General features: G+C 62.7%; 26 protein-coding genes and 3 pseudogenes. 11 read left to right on the top strand and 18 right to left on the bottom strand.

Annotation, left to right across the window (positions count from 1 at the left end; all coding sequences use genetic code 11):
* Positions 1–196 precede the first annotated feature (196 nt).
* Positions 197–397 (bottom strand): hypothetical protein, encoded by a 201-nt coding sequence (locus AYM40_RS42910; protein ID WP_236721006.1) that lies wholly within the window; start codon positions 395–397, stop codon positions 197–199.
* A 4-nt stretch (positions 398–401) separates the two neighbouring features.
* Between AYM40_RS42910 and AYM40_RS31220 the strand changes: the two genes are divergently transcribed.
* On the top strand, positions 402–1676 hold the full coding sequence (locus AYM40_RS31220) for a metallophosphoesterase family protein (protein WP_236721007.1): 1275 nt from the start codon (positions 402–404) through the stop codon (positions 1674–1676).
* Positions 1677–2003: 327 nt separating this feature from the next.
* On the opposite strand, the gene AYM40_RS31230 is transcribed toward AYM40_RS31220, so the two are convergent.
* The 6 genes and pseudogenes from AYM40_RS31230 to AYM40_RS31255 all read right to left on the bottom strand — a co-directional run bounded on the left by AYM40_RS31230 (position 2004) and on the right by AYM40_RS31255 (position 7662).
* A complete protein-coding gene (locus AYM40_RS31230) occupies positions 2004–2576 on the bottom strand; it encodes a hypothetical protein (protein WP_063499863.1) in 573 nt (190 codons plus the stop codon).
* 555 nt (positions 2577–3131) lie between these two features.
* Complete coding sequence (gene pcaF, locus AYM40_RS31235; protein WP_063499864.1) at positions 3132–4334, bottom strand: 3-oxoadipyl-CoA thiolase; 1203 nt, start codon at positions 4332–4334, stop codon at positions 3132–3134.
* Positions 4335–4797: 463 nt separating this feature from the next.
* A pseudogene (locus AYM40_RS31240) lies at positions 4798–5103 on the bottom strand (NAD-dependent epimerase); the annotation flags it as partial.
* A 127-nt stretch (positions 5104–5230) separates the two neighbouring features.
* Positions 5231–6046 carry a 2-oxo-tetronate isomerase gene (gene otnI / locus AYM40_RS31245; RefSeq protein WP_063499866.1) on the bottom strand — a complete coding sequence of 272 codons (816 nt, stop codon included), beginning with the start codon at positions 6044–6046 and terminating at the stop codon, positions 5231–5233.
* 122 nt (positions 6047–6168) lie between these two features.
* Positions 6169–6762: pseudogene (locus AYM40_RS31250) on the bottom strand (four-carbon acid sugar kinase family protein); the annotation flags it as partial.
* A 195-nt stretch (positions 6763–6957) separates the two neighbouring features.
* Entirely contained in the window at positions 6958–7662 is a 705-nt protein-coding gene (locus tag AYM40_RS31255) for a FadR/GntR family transcriptional regulator (protein ID WP_063499867.1), read from the bottom strand.
* Between the two features lie 204 nt (positions 7663–7866).
* Between AYM40_RS31255 and AYM40_RS31260 the strand changes: the two genes are divergently transcribed.
* Positions 7867–8691: an IclR family transcriptional regulator gene (locus AYM40_RS31260; protein WP_063499868.1), complete on the top strand. Its 825-nt coding sequence runs from the start codon at positions 7867–7869 to the stop codon at positions 8689–8691.
* Between the two features lie 85 nt (positions 8692–8776).
* Here the strand turns inward: AYM40_RS31260 and AYM40_RS31265 are convergent, their stop codons facing one another.
* A complete protein-coding gene (locus AYM40_RS31265; protein WP_063499869.1) occupies positions 8777–9967 on the bottom strand; it encodes a M20 aminoacylase family protein in 1191 nt (396 codons plus the stop codon).
* A gap of 69 nt (positions 9968–10036) precedes the next feature.
* On the opposite strand from AYM40_RS31265, the pseudogene AYM40_RS43545 reads away from it, so the two are divergent.
* Positions 10037–10159 (top strand): annotated as a pseudogene (locus tag AYM40_RS43545) (LysR family transcriptional regulator); the annotation flags it as partial.
* A 77-nt stretch (positions 10160–10236) separates the two neighbouring features.
* On the opposite strand, the gene phnN reads toward AYM40_RS43545, so the two are convergent.
* Genes phnN through phnF form a run of 3 tightly spaced genes read right to left on the bottom strand, consistent with a single transcriptional unit; the run spans position 10237 to position 12280 of the window.
* Complete coding sequence (gene phnN, locus AYM40_RS31270; RefSeq protein WP_063499870.1) at positions 10237–10800, bottom strand: phosphonate metabolism protein/1,5-bisphosphokinase (PRPP-forming) PhnN; 564 nt, start codon at positions 10798–10800, stop codon at positions 10237–10239.
* Between the two features lie 2 nt (positions 10801–10802).
* Entirely contained in the window at positions 10803–11525 is a 723-nt protein-coding gene (locus tag AYM40_RS31275) for a DUF1045 domain-containing protein (RefSeq protein ID WP_063499871.1), read from the bottom strand.
* Positions 11522–12280 (bottom strand): phosphonate metabolism transcriptional regulator PhnF, encoded by a 759-nt coding sequence (phnF, locus tag AYM40_RS31280; RefSeq protein ID WP_063499872.1) that lies wholly within the window; start codon positions 12278–12280, stop codon positions 11522–11524. Before phnF ends, AYM40_RS31275 begins: the two co-directional genes overlap by 4 nt.
* Positions 12281–12461: 181 nt before the next feature.
* On the opposite strand from phnF, the gene phnG reads away from it, so the two are divergent.
* The 7 genes from phnG to AYM40_RS31315 all read left to right on the top strand — a co-directional run bounded on the left by phnG (position 12462) and on the right by AYM40_RS31315 (position 18413).
* Positions 12462–12947, top strand: coding sequence for a phosphonate C-P lyase system protein PhnG (gene phnG, locus AYM40_RS31285; RefSeq protein WP_063499873.1), 486 nt, complete (start codon positions 12462–12464; stop codon positions 12945–12947).
* A complete protein-coding gene (phnH, locus tag AYM40_RS31290) occupies positions 12947–13582 on the top strand; it encodes a phosphonate C-P lyase system protein PhnH (protein ID WP_063499874.1) in 636 nt (211 codons plus the stop codon). The genes phnG and phnH overlap by 1 nt, the downstream gene beginning before the upstream one ends.
* Positions 13582–14709: a carbon-phosphorus lyase complex subunit PhnI gene (locus AYM40_RS31295; protein ID WP_063499875.1), complete on the top strand. Its 1128-nt coding sequence runs from the start codon at positions 13582–13584 to the stop codon at positions 14707–14709. Before phnH ends, AYM40_RS31295 begins: the two co-directional genes overlap by 1 nt.
* The gene (locus AYM40_RS31300; RefSeq protein ID WP_063499876.1) at positions 14706–15629 is read left to right on the top strand and encodes an alpha-D-ribose 1-methylphosphonate 5-phosphate C-P-lyase PhnJ; all 924 of its coding nucleotides are present in this window, start codon (positions 14706–14708) and stop codon (positions 15627–15629) included. The genes AYM40_RS31295 and AYM40_RS31300 overlap by 4 nt, the downstream gene beginning before the upstream one ends.
* On the top strand, positions 15626–16396 hold the full coding sequence (phnK, locus tag AYM40_RS31305) for a phosphonate C-P lyase system protein PhnK (RefSeq protein ID WP_063499877.1): 771 nt from the start codon (positions 15626–15628) through the stop codon (positions 16394–16396). The genes AYM40_RS31300 and phnK overlap by 4 nt, the downstream gene beginning before the upstream one ends.
* 8 nt (positions 16397–16404) lie before the next feature.
* Positions 16405–17172, top strand: a complete 768-nt coding sequence (gene phnL, locus AYM40_RS31310; protein ID WP_063499878.1) for a phosphonate C-P lyase system protein PhnL — start codon at positions 16405–16407, stop codon at positions 17170–17172.
* A gap of 107 nt (positions 17173–17279) precedes the next feature.
* Entirely contained in the window at positions 17280–18413 is a 1134-nt protein-coding gene (locus AYM40_RS31315) for an alpha-D-ribose 1-methylphosphonate 5-triphosphate diphosphatase (protein ID WP_063499879.1), read from the top strand.
* Positions 18414–18422: 9 nt separating this feature from the next.
* Here AYM40_RS31315 and AYM40_RS31320 read toward each other — a convergent pair whose 3' ends face one another.
* Positions 18423–18713 carry a hypothetical protein gene (locus AYM40_RS31320; protein ID WP_063499880.1) on the bottom strand — a complete coding sequence of 97 codons (291 nt, stop codon included), beginning with the start codon at positions 18711–18713 and terminating at the stop codon, positions 18423–18425.
* Between the two features lie 134 nt (positions 18714–18847).
* On the opposite strand from AYM40_RS31320, the gene AYM40_RS31325 reads away from it, so the two are divergent.
* Positions 18848–19576, top strand: a complete 729-nt coding sequence (locus AYM40_RS31325) for a glycosyltransferase family 2 protein (protein ID WP_063499881.1) — start codon at positions 18848–18850, stop codon at positions 19574–19576.
* Positions 19577–19622: 46 nt separating this feature from the next.
* On the opposite strand, the gene AYM40_RS31330 is transcribed toward AYM40_RS31325, so the two are convergent.
* From AYM40_RS31330 to AYM40_RS31355, 6 genes are all read right to left on the bottom strand, one after another.
* Entirely contained in the window at positions 19623–19814 is a 192-nt protein-coding gene (locus tag AYM40_RS31330) for a hypothetical protein (RefSeq protein ID WP_158515363.1), read from the bottom strand.
* A gap of 256 nt (positions 19815–20070) precedes the next feature.
* On the bottom strand, positions 20071–20496 hold the full coding sequence (locus AYM40_RS31335) for a lytic transglycosylase domain-containing protein (protein ID WP_082855525.1): 426 nt from the start codon (positions 20494–20496) through the stop codon (positions 20071–20073).
* Positions 20497–20595: 99 nt separating this feature from the next.
* Complete coding sequence (locus AYM40_RS31340; protein ID WP_063499884.1) at positions 20596–20934, bottom strand: hypothetical protein; 339 nt, start codon at positions 20932–20934, stop codon at positions 20596–20598.
* 14 nt (positions 20935–20948) lie between these two features.
* Positions 20949–21257: a hypothetical protein gene (locus tag AYM40_RS31345; RefSeq protein WP_236721124.1), complete on the bottom strand. Its 309-nt coding sequence runs from the start codon at positions 21255–21257 to the stop codon at positions 20949–20951.
* A 276-nt stretch (positions 21258–21533) separates the two neighbouring features.
* A complete protein-coding gene (locus AYM40_RS31350) occupies positions 21534–23333 on the bottom strand; it encodes a diguanylate cyclase domain-containing protein (protein ID WP_063499886.1) in 1800 nt (599 codons plus the stop codon).
* Positions 23333–24481, bottom strand: a complete 1149-nt coding sequence (locus AYM40_RS31355) for an ABC transporter substrate-binding protein (RefSeq protein ID WP_063500830.1) — start codon at positions 24479–24481, stop codon at positions 23333–23335. The genes AYM40_RS31350 and AYM40_RS31355 overlap by 1 nt, the downstream gene beginning before the upstream one ends.
* Positions 24482–24905 lie beyond the last annotated feature (424 nt).

Consider the following 24905-nt stretch of genomic DNA (forward strand, 5'->3'; position numbering starts at 1 on the left):
AACGTTTCGAACGGGCCGTGACATAGGTCGACATACATTGCCACAGGCTGGGCCCCTCCCCGGCCGCGCGAAGGGTCAAACGCGACAGCGAACCAGGTTTGACACCACCGCGACACTTTTCCGAAATACTCATGTCGTACGGTTCGATGAACGCAACGGCGAAAGCCGCTTACCTGTCACCCCGCTTACTCTTCCTTCAAGAGGCGCTCATGTCGACAAAACGCGAGTCGAAATCCAAAGCCAGGACGAAAGAAAGCACGGCGAAAGCAGAAGACAAACGAAAGCCGGCCAGCAAGGCCGCCGCATCCGGCAAAAGGGCCACTGCGCTCGCCAGCGGCTCAAACCAGCCTGCCGGGACTGCCACCCCGACAGCGCTCAGTCCGCGGATGCTGGACAAGCCCGTGTTCGCACAACCTCAGCCGACCGCGGACCCCACAGTGTTTCGTGTGCCCCATCCATCGGACGATGCGGCCTATCAGGAAATCGACAAGCTCAATGCGGAGCACAAACTGTTTCCGTTGCCGTTTCCCGCGCCGAGGGGCGGCGCGGAGCCCCAGTTCACCCTGGCCGATGTCATGGGCGGCAACGCAACCGCCATCGACAGACTCACAGCCGCCGGACAACTGGTATTTCACGCGCTAGGCGATTGCGGCAATACGAAAGGCCCGGCGACCCAAAACGAAGTGGCCGACAAATTGACCGCCGACTTCAACGAAGCCAACGCCGCCGAAGTGCCGCAGTTCGCGTTGTTGCTCGGCGATGTCGTCTATAGCTTTGGCGAGGGCCAGTACTATTACGATCAGTTTTACGAACCGTATCGAGACTATCCGGCGCCGATCCTCGCCTGCGCCGGCAATCACGACGGAATGGTTTCGCCGGAAGCGCACGCCGCGAGTCTCGCCGCGTTCCTGCGAAATTTTTGCGCGGAGACCTTCGCCGTGACGCCCGAAGCGGGCGGATTGTCGCGCACCGCGCAAATCCAGCCGGGCGTGTCCTTCACGTTCGATGCGCCGTTCGTGCGCGTACTGGTGATTTACAGCAATACGCTCGAAGATCCCGGTGTGATTTCAGACCCGAAGATCGGGAGTACTCAGCTCGACTTTCTCGACGCCGCGCTCAAGCGCGTCAAAGCCGAGAAGTTCACCGGCGCACTGCTGATCGCGGATCATCATCCGCCGTACAGCGCGGGCGGACACGGATCGAGCGTCGATATGCTGGCGCAGATCGACAAAGTCTGCGAAGCCAACGACGTCTGGCCGCATGCGTTTCTTTCCGGCCATGCCCACAACTATCAGCGCTTCACGCGCACGCGAAATGCGGACGGCACGCAGATTCCCTACCTCGTCTGCGGCAACGGCGGACACGGTTTGATCAAGCTCGCCGCACAGGGAGCACCTGCCATCCGCGCGCCGCAAATCATGCAGGCAGCGTCGGCCACCGCCGATCAGGTCGTGCTGGAAAACTACGATGACACCAACTACGGCTATCTGCGCATAGTCGTCACCGCCGCGCAGTTACGTATCGAGTATCACTCGGCGTCCGACGGCCTCAACACGAAAGCGCCGAACGATTACGTGACGGTCAACCTCGCCGAGCGCAAAATGGCTCATTTCGTTGCGGCGGACATGGGGCACCCGATGGCGGCGAGAGCGGTGCGTGCTTTGGTACACCGCTAGCGGCGGGACTTCGCGATTAAAAACCCAACAATGCATGCCACGATCGGCAGGCATTTGGACGCATGTGCACGTTAGCAGTCTGTATCTGCAAAACAGGACCCAAAGGCCCCGCCGGTAACGGCAGGGGCCTGGCCTTTGGTTTTGTGGGTGCCGCCGTCCACCGGCTCGAGGCGTCTGCTGATCAGCCAAGCCAGCTCCGAGGCGCCCGGCATGCCGTGTTGCGCAGCTGCTTGATGTGGCTTAAATGCGGATTGCTCAAGCACGGACTGCTGAAACGCGGGCTGCCTGAACGCGTGCCTCATACCGGCGCGGCATGGACTGCGCCAATTATTGCGGTGTCACCTGCACGGCCGCTGCCGAAACGAATACCGCGTGGATCGTATCGCCGACCTTGACGCCCTTCAGATCCACGTCCGGTCCGACTGCGAGCGTTTGCGTCTGATACGCACCGCGCAGCGTGACGAGGCGCTTCTTGTGATCGATCTTCTGCACGGTGGCGAGCACTTCGATCTGACGCGCGGATTCAAAGCCACCCGAAGCCGGGGCATACACCTGCGTATCGACACGTTCACGAATGCCCTTGTCTGCGCCGGTGACCTTGTCGGCCTTCACCAGCAACGCATTCTTGTACAGCACGTCCACCCGATCGCCGACCTTGAGTTGATCGAAGCTGGCCACCTGCTGGCTCACCAGCACGACCACCGCATTGCCGCCCGGCCCTTTGAGCGTGAGCGTGCGGCTGCCCGGATCGATACCGACGATCTGCGCCTTCACATGCACCGGCTGCACCGAACTGACGATGCCTTGCGCGGCACTGGCCATTGCATCTTGCGCCCACGCCGGTTGCGCCGCGGCGAAAGCCGCTACCATCAACGCTGCTCCAATCGTCGCTGCCTTCATTTACGCTCTCCTCGAGAAATTGTTCGATCTGGCGTTACGGCGATCTGAAACCGCAGAATGCCGATTAACGCCACGAATGCATACAGCTTCAGGGTGACCATTACTAAATGGGTACGGCGCAACGATTGTACATGCCTTACAAGAAGCTACGATTGTTTATATTGCGATTTTAAAATCAGTGGGCGGCATGATGCAAAATGCCGCCACACGGCGTCGCAGCGGCATCTTGCCGGTTGACAACACTGCTTTAATCTTGCGGACCATCCATATAAAGCGACAATATTTTATATGCATACAGCATTAAACTCATACTGCATGACTGCCAGACGGCTCATTATTATTTTTATCGACGGCATTCGCCGCGATGCAATCAAAAGCCGTCATTAGCATGGATTGAACATCAATTGAATAGCCGGTTAATCCATGCGCGGCACCAAATAAAACAGCCCCGTCGCCTGAGCGAAGGGGCTGTTCATGATACGGCCAGAGGAGCGCCAGGCGCGTCGCCTCAACGCTAACGACGCTGCAGCGCTTCCCTGCCCAGGCTCCAGACCATTACACGCGTTCAATAGCGATCGCGATGCCTTGGCCGACGCCGATACACATCGTGCACAGTGCAAAACGGCCTTGCGTGCGGTGCAGTTGATACATCGCGGTCGTGACCAGACGCGCGCCGCTCATGCCGAGCGGGTGGCCGAGCGCGATGGCGCCGCCGTTCGGATTCACGCGTGCGTCGTCATCCGCGACGCCGAGCGTGCGCAGCACGGCAAGACCTTGCGAGGCGAATGCTTCGTTCAATTCGATCACGTCGAACTGGTCGATGGTCATGTTCAGGCGAGCCAGCAACTTCTGCGTGGCGGCCACCGGGCCGATGCCCATCACGCGCGGTGCAACACCTGCCGTTGCGATACCCAGCACGCGTGCACGCGGCGTGAGGCCGAAGCGTTTCGCGGTTGCTTCGTTGGCGAGCAGCAAAGCCACTGCGCCGTCGTTCACGCCCGATGCGTTGCCTGCCGTGACCGTGCCGTCCGGGCGCACCACGCCCTTCAGTTTGGCCAGCGCTTCAAGGCTGGTTTCGCGCGGGTGTTCGTCTTGCAACACGGTGATCGGATCGCCCTTCTTCTGCGCGATCGTCACGCCGACGATTTCCTGCGCGAGCGTGCCATCGCGTTGCGCGCGTGCAGCTTTCTGCTGACTGCGCAGCGCAAACGCGTCCTGATCGGCACGGCTGATCTTGTAGTCGGTTGCGACGTTTTCGCCGGTCTCGGGCATCGAATCGACGCCGTACATCTGCTTCATCAACGGGTTCACGAAACGCCAGCCGATCGTCGTGTCGAACATATCGGCCTGGCGCGAAAACGCGCTGGTCGCCTTGCCCATCACGAACGGCGCACGGCTCATGCTTTCGACTCCGCCCGCCACCATCAACGCGGCCTCGCCCGACTTGATCGCGCGCGCGGCGATGCCGACGGCGTCCATGCCCGAGCCGCACAGGCGGTTCACCGTGGAGCCCGGCACGCCTTGCGGCAAACCGGCCAGCAGCAGCGACATGCGCGCCACATTGCGGTTGTCTTCACCGGCCTGGTTCGCGCAGCCGTAGATCACGTCGTCGATCGCGTTCCAGTCGACGTCTTTATTGCGCTCCATCAGCGCTTTGAGCGGCACGGCGCCCAGATCGTCGGCGCGCACCGACGACAGCGAACCCGCATAGCGGCCGATCGGGGTGCGAATCGCGTCGCACAGGAATGCTTCGGTCATGTGATGTCTCCAGTTGGTGTGCTACGTGCGCTGCGCGGCTAGCGGATATCCGCTAGCCGCGCGGGCCGCTTGCAGCCTGGCGCGAGCCGGCTGCTCCACAGCATCGACCCGGCTAGTGCAATGGGAAACGGCCGCATAGCAGCCGTTACTTCAGATCAGCTTAGCGCAGGATGGTGAGCGAGGGGCCTGAAATTGCGGCCATTTGTTCTATATACGAACATGCGGTCATGTATCGAACAACTAGGCTCAATAATAGGCGCGCGCCCGAAACCATGTCAAGCAAAGCCCGTCCCGAATCAGGGAATACGCGCAGGCTGGCGGCCTTGTTGCAATGGCTATGCAAAGGGTCTGAAGATTGACGCGCTCGTGCCGGCAAACGTGCTTCCGCGCCTGCCGGCATGAGGCTTTGGAGCGTTCTGCTGTGCTCGGTGTCCTTGAAACACCAGCCCCGACCTGCGCGCAATCAGCTGATCGGAATCTGTTCGTCGGCGATATAGCCCCGAATCACATCGGCGAAGCTGCGGTCGCCGCTCAGCCCGAGCCGTTCGGCACGCGCGGAATCCCACTGCCCCGGCCAACTGCCGACAATCTTCTCCACCCGCGCATCCGGCGCCCATACGATTCGCTTCACGGCCTCTTCGCCCGCCACCTCGCGCAACGCCGCCACCATCTCGTCGACGCTCACCGAAATCCCCGGCAGATTCAGCACGCGGCTGTCGCCGAAATCGCTTCCGTGCACCACGTCGAGCAGCACCAGTTCGGTAATCGCTTGCGGCTTGCCATGCTCGTCCTTCACGGCACCGCGTGCCAATAGTTCGCGCGCGAGACGCTGGCCGAGAAAACCCGCACCGCCGGTAACCAGTACTTTCATGATGTGCTTTGTCCTTGCTTTGCCCTTATTGGCCGGTGGCGTTCAGATACGGTTTGAGCCAGCCGAGCCCTGCCGATGTGCCGGCTCGCGGCCGGTATTCGCAACCGATGTAGCCGTCATAGCCCAGCGTGTCGATCAGCTCGAACAGGTACGGATAATTCAGCTCGCCGATATCGGGCTCGTGGCGTTCCGGCACACCCGCAACCTGAATGTGGCCGATGCCTGCCATATCGCGTTTGAGCTTCACTGCCAGATCGCCTTCGACGATCTGGCAGTGATAGCAGTCGAACTGCACCTTGAGATTCGGCGCGCCCACTTCCGCGCAAATCGCCTGCGCGTCGTCCTGGCGGTTCAGAAAGAAGCCCGGCATATCGCGCGTATTGATCGGCTCGATCACGACGGTGAGGCCCTCCTCTTGCGCGGCCTTGGCGGCATAGGCGAGATTCTTCAGATACACCTCGCGATGCTTCGCCCGCGGCTGATCCGCGCCGATCAAGCCGGCCATGACATGCAGCTTGCGATTGCCGAGCACGCGCGTGTAATCGAGTGCGGTCTCGATGCTGCGGCGAAATTCGTCTTCGCGGCCCGGCAGCGAAGCAATGCCGCGTTCGCCCGCGGCCCAGTCGCCAGGTGGCGCGTTGTAGAGCGCCTGGGTCAGCGCGTTGTAGAGCGCCTGGGTCAGCGCGTTGTCGTCGAGCCGCGCCTTGATATCCGCAGCGGGAAAATCGTACGGAAACAGAAACTCGACCGCCTTGAAGCCGTCTTTTGCGGCAGCGGCAAAACGGTCGAGGAAAGCGTGCTCGTTGTACATCATGGTCAGGTTAGCGGCGAAGCGAGGCATGACGGCAACTCCTTGGAAACGGTTTGGTTCAGCCCGGAAGATCGTTGCGGTGGCGGGCACGCCCGGATCGATCTGCGCGCCGATCCGCAACCTGCGCACGTCGAGCGCCTGCGCCACGGCGGAAAGTTGCCGGGCAGGCCTAGCGCAACCCCAGAGCCGCCCGTGATCAGCGTAAGGTCGGCACACGCCTCGCCGAGTACGTAGAGGTCCGCGTCCGATACGGCATCGGCGATCGCCATTCGCACGCCGTCGCCGCGCAGCGCATCGAACGATTCGCGCAGGGTCGACACGCCCTTCGCCACTGTGTCGTAACGCACGAGGCCAACTTTCGATCCGGTCTGCCGCTGGAGCACGCGCACGAGGTTCGCATCGCGCATCGGCGTCAGCGGATGGTTTTCCATGCCCGATTCGTTCAGCAACGTATCGCCGACGAACAGATAACCGCGATAGATCGTGCGGCCGTTCTCAGAAAACGCCGGGCAGGCAATCGTGAAAGCCATTGCGCCAACCTCGGCGGACAAGGCATCGAGCAAGGCATCCGTGACCGGGCCGATGTTGCCGGCGTCGGTCGAATCGAACGTCGAACAGTATTTGAAAAAGAACTGACGGCATCCTTGCGCGCGCAACCAGTTGAGTGCGGCAAGCGATTGCGCGACCGCATCGGCGGCGGGAATCGTGCGCGATTTCAGCGCGACGACTAACGCGTCGGCTTCGACGGCATCGTCCTCGCCGCCGTACCCTGCGGCCGACGCCATCATGAACATCTGATGCGCCGCCGCCGACAAGGGCAAGGTAGCACCGTTTCGGTTTGAGCGGCGTTCACGACTGGACATGCCTGACCTCTACATTGATTAGCCGCAAGCGCCCCGATGGAGCCCAACCCGGCCCAACCCGGGCCGGCTCGATTCAGTTCAGCAAATACCCGCTTCCGCGAGCCGCCGTGCCGCGTTGTTCATATGGGTGCTCGCCGCGTTACGCGCCGCCAGCGGATCGCCCGCCCGGATCGCCGCGACGATGGCCGCATGTTCTTTGCGCACCTGGCGTGAGAAGTCATCGCGCAACGCTTCGTTGCGGCGGGTGACCACGGTGCCGGCTTCGAGGTACTGATTCAGGAAGCTAAGCGTCTTGAGAAAATAGGGATTGCCGGTGGCCACGGCAATGGCGCGGTGGAAAGCGACGTCTTCGGCGACGCCGTTCTCGCCTTCGGCCACCGCTTCGTCAATTCTGGCGAGGGCGGCGTCAATCGACATCATGTCCGTTTCGCTGCGGCGCATGGCGGCTTCCGAGGCAACTTCCGCCTCGATCGCCCGCCGCAGCGCGAGGATTTGCAGCACCGAGCCCGTTTCAACCGCTTCCGCGTAGTCGATCCGCAGCGGCCGGATCGCGCCGTGCGCGGCGATGAACACACCGCTGCCCTGGCGCGGCTCGACCACGCCTTCGTTCTTCAGCCGGGAAATCGCCTCGCGGATCACCGTGCGGCTCACGCCGAACTGCTGCGCCAGCACCGCCTCGGTCGGCAGTTTGCCGCCGCGGGCAAAGGTGCCTTTGTCGATCTGCTTGAGCAACTGCTGCGCAACGGTATCGCTCAGCGCGCGGGCAGGAATCTTCTCGAACATGGGTGCCTCGATGCATGTTGTCGGGTCATCATACAAATTTGAGACCGCGGAGGCATCCATGCAAACCCTGAGTTCTTTTTGGCAAAAGCGGCCAAAGTTGGCGAAACAGAAGGCTTAAGCTATCGTCACGCCTTTGCCCAGCATTGCGCCGGCTGAACCGTGCCGGCGCTGTGCGCCCCTCTTCGAACGCATCTTTCAAGGTCCATGAGCAAAGCCCTGCCGCCGTCTTCTGCCGATCCTGTCAGCGCCGAACCGGCCGCGGACAAACCGGGCGACTCATATGTGCAGTCGTTCGCACGAGGCCTCTCGGTGATCCGCGCGTTCAGTGCAGACCGCCCCGAACAGACGCTCACCGACGTCGCGGCCGCCACCGGCCTGACACGCGCCGGCGCACGCCGCATCCTGCTGACCCTGCAGACGCTCGGCTACGTGGAGGCCGAAGGCCGGCTTTTCCGCCTCACGCCGAAGATTCTCGACCTCGGTTTCGCGTACCTGACCTCGATGCCGTTCTGGAATCTCGCCGAACCTGTGATGGAAAGTCTGTCGGCGCAGGTTCACGAGAGTTGCTCGGCGGCCGTGCTCGACCGCACCGAGATCGTCTACGTGCTGCGCGTGCCGACTCACAAGATCATGACCATCAACCTGTCGATCGGCAGCCGCTTGCCGGCGTATTGCACGTCGATGGGCCGCGTGCTGCTGGCCGCGCTCGACGACGAAACGCTCGAAGCGACGCTGGGTTCGTCGCCGCTCTACGCGCACACGCCGCGCACGGTGACCGACAAGGAGGAGTTGAAAAAGCTGATCGCGCAGGTGCGCCAGCAAGGTTGGGCAATCGTCGATCAGGAGCTGGAAGGCGGTCTGATCTCATTGTCCGCGCCGATTCGCAACCGCCAGGGGCGCGTGATCGCGGCGATGAATATCAGCGGCAACGCTCAGCGCAATTCGGCCAGGCAGATGGTGAAAGCGTTTCTGGAGCCCCTGCAGCAGGCCGCGCAGGCTGTCTCGGAGATGGTCGCGCGGCGCGGTTGAGACGCGGTGAAACCGGAAAATTCGAGCCAGTTGCCGATCATCGTCGCGGCAATCGCGCCGCGACGGACGGCGCGCCTCAGACCCCTCATTGCCCCAGATACCGCTCCACCAGCCGCGCCCAGAATGCCGCCCCGACCGGCAGATTGCGATCGTTGAAGTCGTAATGGGGGTTGTGCACCATGCAGCCGTCTTCGCCCGCGCCGTTACCGATCCGCAGGAACGTGCCGGGCCGTTTCTGCAGCATGAAGGCGAAGTCTTCGCTGCCCATCAGCATATCGGTCTGCTCGACCACGTTGTCGTCGCCGACCAGTTCGCGCGCCACCTGCACCGCGAAATCCGTTTCGGCATCCGAATTGATCACCACCGGATAGCCTTCGATGTACTCCACCACCGCCTTGCCGCCATAGCTCGCGGCCTGGCTTTCGGCGAGTTCGGTGATGCGCTTTTTCAGCAATGCGCGCACTTCGGGGCTGAACGAACGCACGCTCAATTCCAGCCTCGCGCTGCTGGAAATCACATTGTTCGCGGTGCCCGCATGCATCGAGCCGACCGTCACCACCGCCGGCTGAGACGGATCGACGTTACGCGCGACGACCGTCTGCAAAGCCATCACGATGCTCGCCGCCACCACCACCGGATCGACCGTCAGATGCGGACGCGCCGCATGACCGCCGACGCCTTCGATCGTGATGATCGCCTTGTCGCCCGCCGACATGAACGGCCCCTTGCGGAACAACATCACCCCCGGTTCCTCGCCCGGATGGTTGTGCAGGCCGAACACCGCGTCGCACGGGAAGCGCTCGAACAGGCCGTCGTCGATCATCTTCAAGGCACCGCTGTCGATGCCGCTTTCTTCGGCCGGCTGGAAGTACAGAAGCACAGTGCCCGAGAAATTGCGCGTGGCGGCAAGGCGCTGCGCGGCGCCGAGCAGCATCGTCGTGTGGCCGTCGTGGCCGCATGCGTGCATCTTGCCGTGGCTGCCGCTCGCATAAGGCAGACCGGTCTGCTCGATGATCGGCAGCGCATCCATGTCAGCGCGAATGCCGATGCTGCGCGTGCCGCTGCCCACCTTGAGCGTGCCCACCACACCCGTTCGACCGACGCCGCGCGTGACCTGCCAGCCCCATTGTTCGAGCTTCTCAGCCACCAGTGCGCCGGTTTGCACTTCCTCGTAGGCCAGTTCCGGGTGGTGATGGATGTGATGGCGGATCTCGCGCAGGCTTTCGGCGGCAGGCACCAGGTCGGACACTTCAGTAAAACGCGCGGCTTCGCTCATCTATCGCTCCATGGAATTCACGCCGCTTAACGCGGCAAACAGGCAAGCACTATAACCACGCCGCGTTGTCGTGTCGCGCAAATTGAAGAAGCGCTGCCGAATTACGATCCCAGCATCATTTCGCGGCCTGAGTTGCTGCCGACACCGGCGGTGTTGCAGTTCGTGTCGTGCTTGCAGGAAACGACCAGCGAGCGGCGGTGGCGGTGGCGGTGGCGGTGGCGGTGGCGGTGGCGGTGGCGGTGGCGGTGGCGGTGGCGGAGTAGTCGAGCTTATCGAACGTCGGGAACGTCGGCTTCCGTCTGCAAAAACGCAATCAGCGCATGCCCGGCTTCTTCCAATGCCCCGGAGTTATCGATCGTCGTGCACCGAAGCCCTTCCGGCAGCGAAAACGGCACCCGCCGCGCGAGCCTGGCCGCGACCTGTTCCGCCGACTCACGCGCCCGTGCGCCGAGCCGGGCTTCGAGAATATGCGGCGCTGCGTCCACATGCACGACTTCCGTGTGCGGATAACGCGCCAATGTATGCTGCAAATGCTGACGCGAGCCATTGACGACGACCGTGCAACCGCGTGCAAGCCATGCATCGAGCTCGATACCGATGCCGTAACGCAGTGAGTGGCTCGACCATTCGAGCGCGAACAGACCGAGCACCGAGCGCGCCGCGAATTCTTCGACGCTCAACGCAACATGCTCTTCGCCGTTGCCGCTCGGCCGCGTGACGTAGCGATGCGCAAAGACAATCGGCTCGCCCATCAGGCGGCGGCGCGCAAAACTCAGCAATGAATCCTTGCCTGCGCCGGACGGCCCCATTACATAGATCAATCGACCTGCCATTGTTACTTCACCTCGCGGATCTGAAACGGCATGCGCTGCCACAGGACGAACGGCTCACCGGGCGCGGGCTCGACAAAGAGCGCCGCGTGATCGAGAGCGAGCGGTCCGAGCGCGGGCGTTTGCGCCTGCCACCACGCCACCAGCGTCGCGCGCTCATCGGCATCGGCGAGCGAACTGGAAAGCGTCATGTGAAAACGGAACTCGTCGAAGACGTACGGATAACCCCATTCGATCAGCAATGCACGCTGCCGTTCACTCAACGGCGTGGCGAGACGGCGTGCGACGTCTGCAGCGGACGGCCTGGCGCGCAGTGCATCGAGCGTTTGCAGCGCACTGGATGCAACGTGACGAATGTTCGCTTCGCCATCCGGATCGGCAGGACGCAGTGCGACGAAATCGCCGAGCGTCGCGGCTTCGACAGGCAGCGCGAATGGACTTTGCGCGCCGGCCCATTTGCGCGCCGCTTCCAGCAGATCCTGCTGGGTAACGCCTTCAGCAAGACGGAATGGTGCAACCAGCGTGCCGTGCCAGCCATAGCGGCGCGGCGCTTCGGTCAGATCGGCCAGAGGGCGTGCCAGCGCTTCCGGCTGCGGCGACACGCATCGCTCGCCGCTTTCCGCATCACGGCCCAACCACGCCGAACCCGCCCGCCACCACGCCGACTCGCGCGACGGCGCGTAATACACCGCGAAACGTGCCCCGGCGCCCCATACGGCGCCGCTCATACGTCATGCTCCACGAGCAACTGCACGCGGTCCGCCGCAAAATGCGTAAAGCCGTATTTAACCGGCGTGCCTTCCAGATCGACGTCGACGTTTTCGACCCACAACACCGGCTGCTGCCGGTTGATATTCAAACGCCGTGCCACCTCCGGCTCAGGCAAGACGCTGCCAATACGGCTCCACTTGCGCAAATAATCGGTCACGCCCAATTCAGCCATCGACTTCGTAATGCTGCCGGTGCGCCGCAGCACCTCCGGCAAGTCCGGAAAACGCGCAGCCGGATACCAGTTGCGCGCGAACGTGAGCGGCACGCCATCCGATTCATGCAGCGTCTCGATCCGGTAGACCGGCGCACCCGCCCGCAGGCTGAGCGCCTTCGCGACATTCGGCTCGGCCTTCACGCGTGCGGCCGACAACATCGTGCCCGCCGCCGCATGATGCTGCTGACGCAAGTTTTCCGTAAACCGCGTGCGCCGGCCAATCGTATAGTCGATCGCGCCGGGTTGCACGAACGTGCCACGCCCCTGCTCGACGCTGACGAGACCCAGTGCGGCCAGACCGAGCATGGCGCGGCGCACGGTATGCCGGTTCACGTCGAAGCGCTTGGCCAGTTCGCCTTCGCTCGGCAAACGGCCTTCTTCGCCGAAGCCGCTCGCGGCGATTTCCGCCGCCAGAATCCGCTCGATCTGCCGCCAGACGGCAACGCCCGCGCCGCGTTCGAGCAGCGTGCCCGGCGTCGCGTTGTCGTTCGATGTCATGGTGCTGTCATTCCCTTGGGTTCAAATATTCGCTATGCCATGCATTGTAGTGCGCAAGCCGTGATGGAAATGTGAAACGGCGGCCATGCGCGACAACGCTCGACAAGCATACCCCTAAACGTCTAGACGTTTAGATGAATAGATGGTCAAATGTCCATTCGCTGGATCAACAGGAATTCCGATGAGTGCCACTTCCGCCTCGCCTTCCTCTGCCATGCGGCGCGCATGGATAGCCGTGCTGGCCCGCACGCCGCGCGCCGATCTCCAAGCCGCACTGGATCTCGCGCTGCAAGGCGTCCCGCCCCCCGCTTACGACTGGCTGCGGCCACCCGAAATCGGGCTCGCAATGGTGCGCGGCCGCGTTGGCGGCAGCGGCGACCCGTTCAATCTCGGCGAAGCCACCGTCACGCGCGCCACGTTGCGTTTGCGCGTCACCGCTGACGCAACCGCAGCCGTCGGTGTTGCATGTCATCTAGGCCGCGACCGCCGCCGCGCCGAACTGGCGGCGCTGGCCGACGCGCTGCTGCAAATGCCCGAGCATCACGCTGCCTTGCATCAGCAATTGATCGAGCCGTTTGCCGCACGGCAGGCCGCGCAACGCGCCGAGCGCAGACAGGACGCTGCAGCCACGCGAGTCGAATTCTTCACGATGGTCCGGGGCGACTAATGGAAAACTCGCCGATTGCATTGTCTACTTCGTTGTCCAGTTCATTGGCTACATTGACGCCCGGTTTCGCAGACCCGGTGCACGACACCCAGGCGGTATTCCGTACCTTGCTCGACGCGCTATCGCGTCCCGGCACGGTGGGCGTCGTCGAAAGCGGTTTGCCCAAAGTACGGGCCACCCGCGCCGAGCTCGCCGCATTCGCCGCGCTGCTGACACTGTGCGACTACGCCACGCCCGTCTGGCTCGCACAAGCCGACACCGCGCTGGCTTCGGCACTGCGGTTTCATACCGGCGCGCCGCTCGTCGACGAACCGGGACTTGCCGCCTTCGCCTATATCCACGACGCAAGCGCAATGCCGGCGCTGGAAAGCTTTCCGCTTGGCGAAGCGGAGTCCTCTGAGCACTCGGTGACGTTGCTGATCCGCGTCGAAGCACTGACGGGCGGCACGCCGGTCGTGCTGAGCGGCCCCGGCATTGCGCACACCACGACGATCGCGCCGGCCGGCCTGCCCGGGCATTTCTGGCGCGAACGCGCCGCCCTCGCGCCGCTCTTCCCGTGCGGCATCGATTGTTATCTCGTCTGCGGCAGCTCGTTGATCGGCCTGCCGCGCACAACTCAAGCGAAGGTGAACTGATGTACGTTGCCGTCAAGGGTGGAGAACGCGCGATCGGAGCGTCGTGGCGTCTGCTCGACAAGGCGCGCCGTGGCGATACACGGCTGGCCGAACTCAGCGTCGCGCAGATTCGCGAGCAATTGCGCCTCGCCGTCGCTCGGGTGATGACCGAAGGCTCGGTCTACGACGAAGAACTCGCCGCGCTCGCGATCAAACAGGCCGCGGGCGACCTGGTCGAGGCGATCTTTTTGTTGCGTGCGTATCGCACGACGTTGCCGCGTTTCGGTTATACGCAGGCAATCGACACGGAAGCCATGCAGGTGCAGCGCCGCATTTCGGCGACGTTCAAGGACGTGCCCGGCGGGCAGCTGCTTGGCGCGACTTACGATTACACGCAGCGTCTGCTGGATTTCGCGCTGCTCGCCGAAGGCGATGCCGGAACCGATGCGGCCGCAGCCCCATCGTCCAATCAAGCCGCCCAGTCTGCAGCAGAAGCCATGCCACGCGTGGTCGCGCTGCTCGACAAGGAAGGTCTGATCGAGCAGGAACGCCCCGCACCGGAAGCACCTGAACCCGGCGACCTCTCGCGCGAGCCGCTCGCGTTTCCCGCGAGCCGCGCCACGCGTTTGCAGAATCTCGCTCGCGGCGACGAAGGCTTCCTGCTCGCGATGGGCTACGCCACGCAACGCGGCTACGCGCATTCGCATCCGTTTGCCGGCGAGATCCGCTTCGGCACGATCGCCATCGAAATGGAACTCGACGAGTTGGGTGAGGCGGTCGAAATCGGCGACATCGATGTCACCGAATGCCAGATGATCAACCAGTTCGCCGGCAGCGGCGATGTGCCGCCTGCTTTCACGCAAGGCTATGGCCTCGCGTTCGGAAACTCGGAACGCAAAGCGATGGCGATGGCACTGGTGGACCGCGCGTTGCGCGCCGAGGAGCTCGGTGAAACGCTCGCCTCGCCGACGCAAGATATCGAATTCATGCTCTCGCATAGCGATAACGTCGAAGCGTCCGGCTTCGTTCAGCATCTGAAATTGCCGCACTACGTCGACTTCCAGTCCGAACTGGAACTCGTGCGGCGCCTGCGGGCGCAACACAGCATAGAAAGCAAAGATCAGGATCAGCAGGAGCAAGCCGCATGAACGCGCCGGACGCACCCCTCACCACCGCTTCGTACGACAGTGCAGCGGACGGCTACAACTTCGCCTACCTCGACGAACAGACCAAGCGCATGCTGCGCCGCGCGTTGCTCAAGGCGGTCGCCGTGCCGGGCTATCAGGTGCCGTTCGGCTCGCGGGAAATGCCCTTGCCGTACGGCTGGGGCACGGGCGGCATTCAGGTGACCGCGGCGATCATCGGCAAGAACGATACGCTGAAGGTCATCGATCAGGGCTCCGACGAAACCACCAACGCGGTCAATATCCGCCGCTTCTTCGCGCGCACCACGGGCGTGGCGACCACGCGCCGCACCACCGAAGCGACGATCGTCCAGACACGTCACCGGATTCCCGAAGCGCCGCTCACCGATAAGCAGATCCTGGTCTATCAGGTGCCGATGCCCGAACCGTTATACCGGCTGGAGCCGCGCGTCGCCGAATGCAAGAAGCTGCACGCGCTGGCTGATTACGGCTTGATCAGTGTGAAGCTGTACGAGGACATCGTCCATCACGGCAGCATCGCCACCACGTACGACTACCCGGTGATCGTCAACCACCGCTATCTGAGCTCGCCGTCGCCGATTCCGAAGTTCGACAACCCGAAGATGCATATGAACCCCGCGCTGCAATTGTTCGGCGCTGGCCGCGAACGGCGCATTTATGCCATACCGCCGTACACCGCCGTACGCAGTCTCGACTTCGACGATCATCCGTTCGAAGTGCAGAAGTGGCAGCACGCGTGTGCGCTATGCGGATCGACGGAGAGCTTCCTCGACGAAATGATCGTCGACGACGCCGGCAAGCGCATGTTCGTTTGCTCGGATAGCGACTACTGCCATGAACGCCGCGGCGATCAGGACCTGGAGCTGCCGTCTTACGAAGCGCGCAAAGGAGAAACCGCATGACGCCGCTGTTGAGCGCCCGTTCGCTCACCAAACAATTTGGCGGCCGCAACGGTTGCAGGAACGTCAACTTCGATCTTTATCCGGGCGAAGTGTTGTGCATCGTCGGCGAATCCGGCTCGGGCAAGACCACGCTGCTGAATGCACTCGCCCTGAAAACCGAAGCCGATAGCGGCTCGCTCCACTACACGGCCACGCATGGCGAAAAGCTCGATCTGCGCGCTTTGTCCGAACCGCGCCGGCGTCTGTTGATGCGCACCGAGTGGGGCTTCGTGCAGCAGAATCCGCGCGACGGCCTGCGCAGCGGCGTCTCCGCCGGCGCGAATATCGGCGAGCCGTTGATGGCCGTCGGCGCTCGCCACTATGGCGATATTCGCCACACGGCAACGCAATGGATGGAGCGCGTCGAACTCGACGCCACCCGCATCGACGAATTTCCGGCGGCGTTTTCCGGCGGCATGCAGCAGCGTTTGCAGATCGCGCGCAATCTCGTCACCGGTCCGCGGCTCGTCTTCATGGACGAGCCGACCGCCGGTCTCGACGTATCGGTGCAGGCGCGTCTGCTCGATCTGCTGCGCACATTGACGTCCACGCTGCATCTGTCGGTGCTGATCGTGACGCACGATATCGGCGTGGCGCGTCTGCTTGCGCATCGCTTGATGGTCATGCAAGGCGGCGAAGTGGTCGAGGCCGGCCTGACGGACCAGGTGCTCGACGATCCGCAGCACCCGTACACGCAAACGCTGGTTTCCTCGGTTCTGCCGGTTTGAGGCTCACAATGCGATCCATTGAAACAAGCAAGGAATCACACGCTACTGAACGCGCGTTCAGCGAGAACAACGCACTAATGCTGCGCGCGGTCGGCATCGGTAAAACCTTCACGCTGCACGGTCAGGGCGGCGTGCAGATCGAAGCGCTCGCGGACGTGTCGCTCGATGTCGAACGCGGCGAGTGTGTCGTGCTGGTCGGGCCTTCAGGCGCTGGCAAGAGTACGCTGCTGCGCTGTTTGTACGGCAACTATCTGGCCAGTACGGGCTCCATTGCGATTCGCGCTGCGGCGGCGGATGACGCGCCGCCGGTGTCGATCACCGGCGCCGAGCCGCACGACGTGCTGCGTCTGCGCCGCGGCGTGGTCGGCTACGTCAGCCAGTTTTTGCGCGTGATTCCACGCGTGCCGACGCTCACGCTCGTCGCCGAACCGCTGCTGTCGCGCGGCGTCGCGGAAGACGAAGCCCGTGCGCGTGCTGCTGCCCTGCTGGCGCGGTTGAACGTGCCCGAGCGGCTGTGGTCGCTCGCGCCCGCCACCTTCTCCGGCGGCGAACAGCAGCGCGTGAACATCGCCCGCGGCTTGATCGCCGGGCATCCGCTGCTGCTGCTCGACGAACCCACGGCCTCGCTCGATGCGGAGAACCGCGACGTGGTCGCCGAACTGATCGTTGAAGCACGCGAGCGTGGCGCGGCGATCGTCGGCATCTTTCACGACGAAGATACCCGCAACAAGGTGGCCACGCGCCGCCTCGAACTCCAGCCGCCGCTACGCCATTAATTGACACGAAACGGCACTAAACTAAACCACTGAGCTGAAACATTGAGTCGAAGCGCTGAGTCGAAGCGCTGAGCTGCGGCACTCAAGACAGACTACGGAGCAAGTCGATGTTGATCAGGAACGCTCGCATCGTGACGCGAGACGAAGTATTTACCGGTGTGATGCGCATCGAAGACGGCGCGATTCGCGACGTCGAGCGTGGCACGACCTCAGCGCGCGAAGCGGAAGATTGGGAAGGCGACTATCTGTTGCCGGGTCTGATCGAACTGCACACGGACAACCTCGAGAAGCATCTGGTGCCGCGTCCGGGCGTGCAATGGAATACCGACGCCGCCTTCGTGATCCACGACGCGCAGGTGGCGGCGGCCGGCATCACCACGGTGTTCGATGCCCTCGCGATCGGTTCGCGCTCGAACGTCGGGCTGCGCGGCCGCGAGATGCAAATGCAATGTGCCGCATCCCTTACGCGCTTCTCCGAGCGCGAGCTGCTGCGCGCTGAACACTTTCTGCATCTGCGCTGCGAAATCGCCACCGCCGACGTGGTCGAGTTGTTCGATTCGTTGTGCGCGCATCCGTTGCTGCGGCTCGCCTCGGTCATGGATCACACGCCCGGCCAACGTCAATGGCACGACCGCGAACAATGGCGCCGCTTCCAGGAGCGCAACGGCAAACTGACTGACGAACACGTAGCAACCGCGCTGGTCGAACTGTCCGTCGAACAGGAACGTTACGCCGACGCGCACCGTCGCGAGATCGTGACGCGCTGCAAGCGGCTCGGCATTCCGGTGGCCAGCCATGACGACACGCTGATCGAGCACGTCGAACAGGCCAAGGCCGAAGGCATCGTGCTGGCGGAATTTCCGACCACCCGCATCGCCGCCGAGGCCGCACGCGAGCACGGTATTTCGACCATCATGGGGGCGCCGAATATCGTGCGCGGCGGCTCGCATTCCGGCAACGTGTCGGCCCTCGAACTGGCGAAGGCTGACCTGCTCGATATCCTGTCCTCGGATTACGTGCCGTCCAGTTTGATGACCGCCGTGTTCGAACTCGTCAACAAGGCCGGCTGGACCCTGCCGCGCGCGATGGCGACGGTCTCCGCCGCACCGGCCCGCACGGCGGGCCTGCGTGACCGCGGGGCGATCGAAGCGGGTTTGCGCGCGGACTTCGTGCGCGTCACGATGCTCGACACACTGCCGGTGCCTCGCGCGACGTATCGCGCCGGCGCGCGGATCGTCTGACGATGGTGTTCAGGCCTCGCTGGTTACGGGCAGCAGCGGTTCAATCGCGGCCCAACGCGTCCAGCGGGGTGTCTGGTCGGGCGCTTCGACACGCAGGGTGCGCGAGCCGTCACCGAAAACGAGAGATTCGATATTGAATGCGCCCCCCTCTTCGAGGCCGGCTTCGCGCACGTGACCGGATTGATAGGTGAAACTGAGGTTGCCTTCGCGCAACAAGTCGAGATAAGCGTCGAAGTCGGTTGTTGACGAACGTGTGGCCCAACGGTTCAGGAGGGTGGCGGCGATTTCGGCGTCGTACATTTTTTGTACCTCTCTGGGCATAAGCCGTATCGCGACTATAGCTGAAAAATCAGTATCCTGCTGCACCGCACCATTGTCTGCTCACTACGCCCATTCCTATGACTGCTCGCGCGCCAAACCGTCATTTCCCACGCATGTCTTGCGTCATCTGTGCCTATAACGAAGCGCCCCGCATCGGCACGGTGCTCGCCGTGGCCTGTGCCCACCCTTTGCTCGGCGAAATCATCGTGGTGGACGACGGTTCGAGCGACGGCACCGCTGAAATAGTCGAACGCTTCGCGTCCGTGCGGCTGATTCGATGCGTCGAGAACCGTGGCAAAAGCGCTGCCATGGCAGCCGGAATCGCCGCAGCGACAGGCGAGTTGCTGATGCTGCTCGACGCCGATCTGAAAGGGCTGACCGCCGAGTGCATCGGCGCGCTCGCCCTTCCCGTTTTGCAAGGCAAGGCGCAAGTCAGCCTGAGCCTGCGCCAGAACAGCCTGCTGGCGTTTCGCGCCATCGGCCTCGATTTTGTCTCCGGCGAACGGGTCGTCACAAAAGCGTTTCTGAGCGAAGTCCTGCAGGAGGTTCACGGCTTGCCGCGCTTCGGGGTCGAAGTGTTCATGAACCGCCGCATCATCGAACGCCGCCTGCCTATTGCAGTGACTCACTGGCCGCGCGTCACGCAGGCTCGCAAAACCGAGAAGCTCGGCTACTGGAGAGGCTTGCGCGCGGAATGGCGCATGATCGCGGACCTCTTCAAGGCTGTTTATCCGCTTGCGCTGATTTCGCAGACCTTTCAATTACTCCGCTTACGCATCGACCACGGCCCACGGGCGAGTTTTGCGGCACGGATGAGAAAAGTGTCCGATAGTCCGCGCTGAAGCGCTCACGGTGCCGGGCCAGCCGCCCGCGCCCGGCCTCGACGACTCATTCCGCCGCCGGCAATGCGTTGCGCCCCCTCGCGGCGAGCGCAACGAAACTCGCCGCGCCGAGCATCAACGGACAGTAAAGCGTCGCGAAGCGCCACAGTACCAGCGCCGTCGCGATGCTCGCCCGGGGCACCCAGCTAGCGAACGCGGCCGCGAGCGCGATGTCGCCGGTGCCGCCTCCTGCGGGCACCCCGGTCCACAGTGCAGCATGCAGGGCGAGCGCCTGCACGAATTGAGAACGAAAGGCGCGCCGACGGCGAGGCCGATACCGGCAAGCGCCACCAACACCGCCGCTTTACGCGTATGTGATCTGATCAACGAGGGCCTCAGCAAGTACAGCGTGGCCCTGCTTTCTCCGCGCGATGCGGCATGGAAGCGCTGCTTCGCGGGTGAAACCGGGGCCGTCCGGGGCCTCATGATAACCACCCGACGCTGCGTTTTCGTGACTAGCGGCTAGCGGCCAGCGACTCACGGGCGGACGGCAACTGCCCCCAGGCGACCAGCACCTGCTGAATGCTGCGTGCGTAGGCGTCGCGCTGCTTCGGCGTTTCCGAGTGGTACGCGCCGATCGCGCGCCAGGTATTGCCGTGCTTGACCATCTTCTGCTTGAGCAGCCAGGCCGCCACATAGACGTTCACGCACGGGTCGGTCAGCGCACGATGCGGCACACCCTCACGCGCGAGATCGCCGAAATGAATCGAATTGATCTGCAACTGACCGACGTCGATCGAACCGTCCGCGTTCCGGTGTATCGCGCCCGGGTCCCCCTTCGACTCGTACCATGCGACGGCCCGCAATATCCATGGATTGACGCCCTGGTAAGCTGCGGCCTCATTGAAGCAATCATCCGCCGCGCGTGCCACACCGCACATCGACAGCCACGCCAGCGCAATACAGAAGTTTTTCAAGGACACGATTCATCCTTCCGCTTGATCGCGATAAAAATTGGAGGCAGCGGACCGCTGGCCGAATCACTTGGCGAGAGCCTGATCGATTTGCCGTTGCACGGAGTCGAGGTACGCATGTGAAGCATCGGACACGACGAGCCGGACAGTCGGCATCGGCGGCGCCTTGCGCTCCTGCATCTGTACCGGCGCATGTGATTTCTTTCGATGCAGCGCCGGCTTCACAGGCAAGTCATCGTCACTGCCACTCGACGGCGGCAGCATCGCAAGCGATGGCAACGGCGGATAAACCTTGTCCGCCGCGGCGGGAAATGCGGCGGCCGACTGCAGATCCGTTCCCGGCTGGCCTGCAAAGGCAGGCGCGGCGAGCAGCGTGGCCACCGTCAGTAAGGTGATTCGAAGCATCGCGATGGCCCCCCTCATTGCACCGTCCTGATCGACACGCTATACGGCTGACCAAGACCGGCGGTTCGATTTTCGAAGCTCACCTTCGACATGCGTTGCACAGGCACGCCCTTCCATACCGCCTGGTTCAGGTACGCGAAATCCTGACCCAGCGCGGTGACCTGCACGACCGTGGACTGCTGCTGCGCGGCAGCCAAGGCGCCTGCCTTGGCAAGCACGGTGGTGAGTTGCGGGTCATGCGCCCCGAGCGCATCCGGCGGAATCTCGAAGCTGATGACTTCGTTGGGCGCCTTGTCAGTATGCGCGGCATTCTGCGCAGACATCTGAGCGCAGCCGGCCAACGCGAGAACGGTCACCAAAAACCACACTTGTCGCTTCACACCCATCTCCAGTCAATCCCGTTGCTATAGCGATGTTTTCGGCAGGCCGGCGGGAAAAGTTGATAGGCCGAAAACGCGCCCGCGAAAATCAAAAAGAGTTATCTCAAGATCGGCGCAAACGATTGCTTCGGCGCTCGATGAAGCGCCGAACGAGGCGAAGTTGCCTCGCGTTTCGGGCGGGTTATTCGTATGAGGATTATGAGACCGGCTATCGGCGCTTCAGGCAGTCGGCTCCGCTTCACGGCCTTCCGTTGCCCCTTCGCCCGTCTGCTCCAGCGCGTGCCTCCGCGCCGCCAGCACATCCTGGTAGCGCAGATACCCACACCGTCCATCGGATTTGGCCCCATACATCGCCGCGTCGGCGTTGAGCAGCAGCTCCTCTGCCGTAGCGCCATCGTCCGGAAACTGACTGATGCCGATGCTCGCGCCCACCGTCACGCTTTGTCCGTCGATCCGCAATGCTTCGTTCAACGCGGCCATGATCCGCGACGCAATCCCCGGTTCGGCCTCGGCAGAACGCGGCCCCTCGATCAACACGATGAACTCGTCACCGCCGAGGCGCGCGGCAACATCCGCCGTGCCAAGCACCTGCTTCAGCCGGTGCGCCACCGCGGCGAGCACCTTGTCCCCAATCGAATGGCCGAAATGGTCGTTGATCTGCTTGAAGCGGTCGAGGTCGACGAACAGCACGGCGAGCCCTTCCTGACGCAGTGCCGCTTCCTTGATCGCCACCTCGAGCTTCTGCATGAACAGCATGCGGTTCGGCAGGCCGGTCAGCCCGTCGTGCGTGGCGAGATGCACGAGCTCACGTTGCTTGTTATGCAGCACATCCATCTGCGACTTGATTTCCCGGCGCAGACGATCGAAGCAGTGCGCCAATATGCCGATCTCGTCGGTACGTTTGAGCGGCAGCGTTTCCATCGCGTGCTCGGCGAACAGATGCGTCGCTGCGAACGCGAGAATGTGCAAAGGCTTGGTCAGGGCACGCGCAAACAGAACCGCCAGGAACAGCGCCAACACGCTAGAGATCAACACCATGTGAATGATTCTGTTACCCAGCTCGGTAGCGCCGGACAATACATCCTTGAGCGGCTTGGCGAGGCCGAGCACGATAAAGCGGTTGCCCTCGGACGCGCCGAACGGCCGGCGCACGAAAGCCAGCACTTGACCCGCCGCCTGCCGCGGCCGCATGAGACCGTTCAGCAGAACTTCGCCTTCCGACTGATCGAAGAGCGGCCTGGTGGCGGAAAAGCTGTCCTGCATCAGAACACGGCGCCCTCTGTCGAAGCCGAACGTTTTCGAGGCATCCGGATGGACCAGGAAATCGCCCCATTCGTTGGCGAGATAGACCTGGTAGTCGCTCGGCAAATCGTTTTGCAAACGGTTGAGCAGGCCGGCCAGATCGATGTCGATAATCACGACGCCCGCCACTGCCCCACTCGCGTCCGCCACCGGTGTGCCGAGCCGCAGCGTCGGCTTGCCCTCGGCGGCATGCGTGCCGTACTCGTGATTCACCGAGATCGGCGAGGTGTAAATGCGCCCGGGCGAGAACGCCAGCGTGTCGAACACATACGCGAACTGGCCTTTTTCCTGCAAGCTGTTCCCCGCGACCCGCACCAGGCCGTCCGCATCACGATCGAAACGGACCAGTTCGAGTCCGTAGTGCTTGCGGGTGATCAGGCGGATTTGCAGGTACTCGGGGTGGTGAACCATGAAGCTGGCATACACCTGTGCCAGCTGTTCGCGTGGCGCATTCGCACCCATGCCGTTATCGGTCCGCAAGACGTCCACCGAAGACGGCAAGCTCGCGAGCACCAGCGCGTCTGCGCCGACATCGTCGATCGCCACGGAAAAGCGCTGGCCCAGCAGTTCCGTTGAAGTCAGCAGGCTGCGTTCGGCTTCGTTCACCAGCATCGTACGGTTGGCACGATACGTGTAGTAGCCGGTCGCGCCCGACGCGAGCACGCCAATGCACGCCAGCAGAACCGATAACTTGAATGTCAAGCCGGGGCGCATCATCAAAAACGCTCCGACCTGTCGCCGGACACGATTCTGTTCCACAGTTCTTCACGCCGCTGAATATCTTCCACTGGGCCGATCCAGATAATGTGCGCTTTGTCGCTGTCTTCCGCCGGCGCCGTCAGCGTGTTGGCGAGCCCCTGACGTTGCGTCAACAACCCACTGACGCCCGGTTCGAGCATGTAGTTGATCCACGCAAGCGCGAGCGGGCGATCCTTGGCGGAACGCGTCATCGACCAGCAGTCCAGCCAGGCGAGCGCCCCTTCGTCGGGAATCACGTAGCCCACGTCGGCGCCGGCGCGCCGCAACGATTCAACCTGCTGGGTGCCATAGTTGCCGAACATCAAGGCAACTTTATGCTGGATGAAGAACGCGGTCGCTTCTTCCGGCAGCGTGTAATAGGTCAGCAGGTTGCGGCGCAGATCGACGAGTTTGTGAGCGATCACGCGCATCTGCGTGGCGTCGAGCTGGAAGGGACGGGAATAGCCCAGCGCCAGCGCGGTGAACGAGAAATTATGCGGGGCGCTATTGAAGTCCAGAACCTTGCCGCGGTAACGCGGATTCCACAATTCGCGCATCGAGCGCGGCGCAACGGCGATCTGCGTACGATCATAGATCAGCCCCATCGACGAATACGTGAATGGAATGGCGTACACATTGCCTGCCGAAGTCAGCCCTTCAATCGACGACAGCGCCTGAAACCGCGGCAACTGTTTTTTCGTATTCGGCAAACTGGCCAGATCGAGCGGCGCCAGCAGATTCGCGCGGGTATAGCGCTCGATTTCAGCCGTATTCGCAGCGAGCACATCGAACTGCGGCATACCCTGGGCATGCATCTGCGCCCATAGCGCCTCGTCGGAATCGACCAAGGTGACTTCGACCTTCGCGTGGTAGCGCGCTTCGAAAGTCTCGACGACATCGGCGTCCGCATAACCGGGCCACGCCAGTACACGCAGAACTTTGTCGGCGGCCACGGCGGGTGCTGACGACAAAAGGCTGCAGCAGAAAGCGGCGTTTATCAGCAGTGTCAAAAACCCGCAAAACCCGCAGCAGCGCAGCGAATTCGCGCGTGCTGCCGCGACTGCAATTCGGCGTCGGAGCGATGGTTTGAAACAGCGCATTTCGTCTGCCATCGAAATCGTGTGCATATACAACACCGCTTCGCAGAAGGCCGTTATTACGAACGCAAACAGGCGCGCGGTATTTAACCGCGGACGTCGTGCCCGATCAGTTTGTTCAGACAGATACCGATACATTCGCACGCCGCGAAGGCAGGCGTGCAAACGGTTGATGATAGCGCCAGGCAATGCATTTTTGGTTCAGGCCCCGTCCCGATCGAGAAAAACAACCTGTCAGCCATGATTTAACAAATGCACTCATCTGTATTTAACGGTAGTTCCCGCGAAATCTTTAATTCATCGACAGCCATTTGAAACAATCGCGAGCGCTGTAATAATTCGCAATAAGCGGCGGTATATAGCGCTATTCTCGAGACTGGTTTTGCCGGCACACCGCATCTTGCGGAGCATTCGGGCAAAGCTCCGCCATTAGCTAACTTCATTACGCCGTCTT

Origin of the sequence: Paraburkholderia phytofirmans OLGA172 (genome assembly GCF_001634365.1) — a bacterium.
GTDB lineage: Bacteria > Pseudomonadota > Gammaproteobacteria > Burkholderiales > Burkholderiaceae > Paraburkholderia.

Bases quoted from the DNA above. Each gene is read 5' to 3' on its own strand.
- AYM40_RS31350 (WP_063499886.1), bottom strand. From the start codon at position 23,333: ATGATGCGCCCCGGCTTGACATTCAAGTTATCGGTTCTGCTGGCGTGC.
- pcaF (WP_063499864.1), bottom strand. From the start codon at position 4,334: ATGACCGAAGCATTCCTGTGCGACGCGATTCGCACCCCGATCGGCCGC.
- phnK (WP_063499877.1), top strand. From the start codon at position 15,626: ATGACGCCGCTGTTGAGCGCCCGTTCGCTCACCAAACAATTTGGCGGC.
- AYM40_RS31320 (WP_063499880.1), bottom strand. From the start codon at position 18,713: ATGTACGACGCCGAAATCGCCGCCACCCTCCTGAACCGTTGGGCCACA.
- AYM40_RS31355 (WP_063500830.1), bottom strand. From the start codon at position 24,481: ATGCACACGATTTCGATGGCAGACGAAATGCGCTGTTTCAAACCATCG.
- AYM40_RS31265 (WP_063499869.1), bottom strand. From the start codon at position 9,967: ATGAGCGAAGCCGCGCGTTTTACTGAAGTGTCCGACCTGGTGCCTGCC.
- phnF (WP_063499872.1), bottom strand. From the start codon at position 12,280: ATGACATCGAACGACAACGCGACGCCGGGCACGCTGCTCGAACGCGGC.
- AYM40_RS31315 (WP_063499879.1), top strand. From the start codon at position 17,280: ATGTTGATCAGGAACGCTCGCATCGTGACGCGAGACGAAGTATTTACC.
- AYM40_RS31255 (WP_063499867.1), bottom strand. From the start codon at position 7,662: ATGTTCGAGAAGATTCCTGCCCGCGCGCTGAGCGATACCGTTGCGCAG.
- AYM40_RS31325 (WP_063499881.1), top strand. From the start codon at position 18,848: ATGTCTTGCGTCATCTGTGCCTATAACGAAGCGCCCCGCATCGGCACG.
- AYM40_RS31335 (WP_082855525.1), bottom strand. From the start codon at position 20,496: ATGTGCGGTGTGGCACGCGCGGCGGATGATTGCTTCAATGAGGCCGCA.
- otnI (WP_063499866.1), bottom strand. From the start codon at position 6,046: ATGCCTCGCTTCGCCGCTAACCTGACCATGATGTACAACGAGCACGCT.
- phnG (WP_063499873.1), top strand. From the start codon at position 12,462: ATGAGTGCCACTTCCGCCTCGCCTTCCTCTGCCATGCGGCGCGCATGG.
- AYM40_RS31300 (WP_063499876.1), top strand. From the start codon at position 14,706: ATGAACGCGCCGGACGCACCCCTCACCACCGCTTCGTACGACAGTGCA.
- phnL (WP_063499878.1), top strand. From the start codon at position 16,405: ATGCGATCCATTGAAACAAGCAAGGAATCACACGCTACTGAACGCGCG.
- AYM40_RS31260 (WP_063499868.1), top strand. From the start codon at position 7,867: ATGAGCAAAGCCCTGCCGCCGTCTTCTGCCGATCCTGTCAGCGCCGAA.
- AYM40_RS31345 (WP_236721124.1), bottom strand. From the start codon at position 21,257: ATGTCTGCGCAGAATGCCGCGCATACTGACAAGGCGCCCAACGAAGTC.
- AYM40_RS31230 (WP_063499863.1), bottom strand. From the start codon at position 2,576: ATGAAGGCAGCGACGATTGGAGCAGCGTTGATGGTAGCGGCTTTCGCC.
- phnN (WP_063499870.1), bottom strand. From the start codon at position 10,800: ATGGCAGGTCGATTGATCTATGTAATGGGGCCGTCCGGCGCAGGCAAG.
- phnH (WP_063499874.1), top strand. From the start codon at position 12,947: ATGGAAAACTCGCCGATTGCATTGTCTACTTCGTTGTCCAGTTCATTG.
- AYM40_RS31340 (WP_063499884.1), bottom strand. From the start codon at position 20,934: ATGCTTCGAATCACCTTACTGACGGTGGCCACGCTGCTCGCCGCGCCT.
- AYM40_RS31275 (WP_063499871.1), bottom strand. From the start codon at position 11,525: ATGAGCGGCGCCGTATGGGGCGCCGGGGCACGTTTCGCGGTGTATTAC.
- AYM40_RS31295 (WP_063499875.1), top strand. From the start codon at position 13,582: ATGTACGTTGCCGTCAAGGGTGGAGAACGCGCGATCGGAGCGTCGTGG.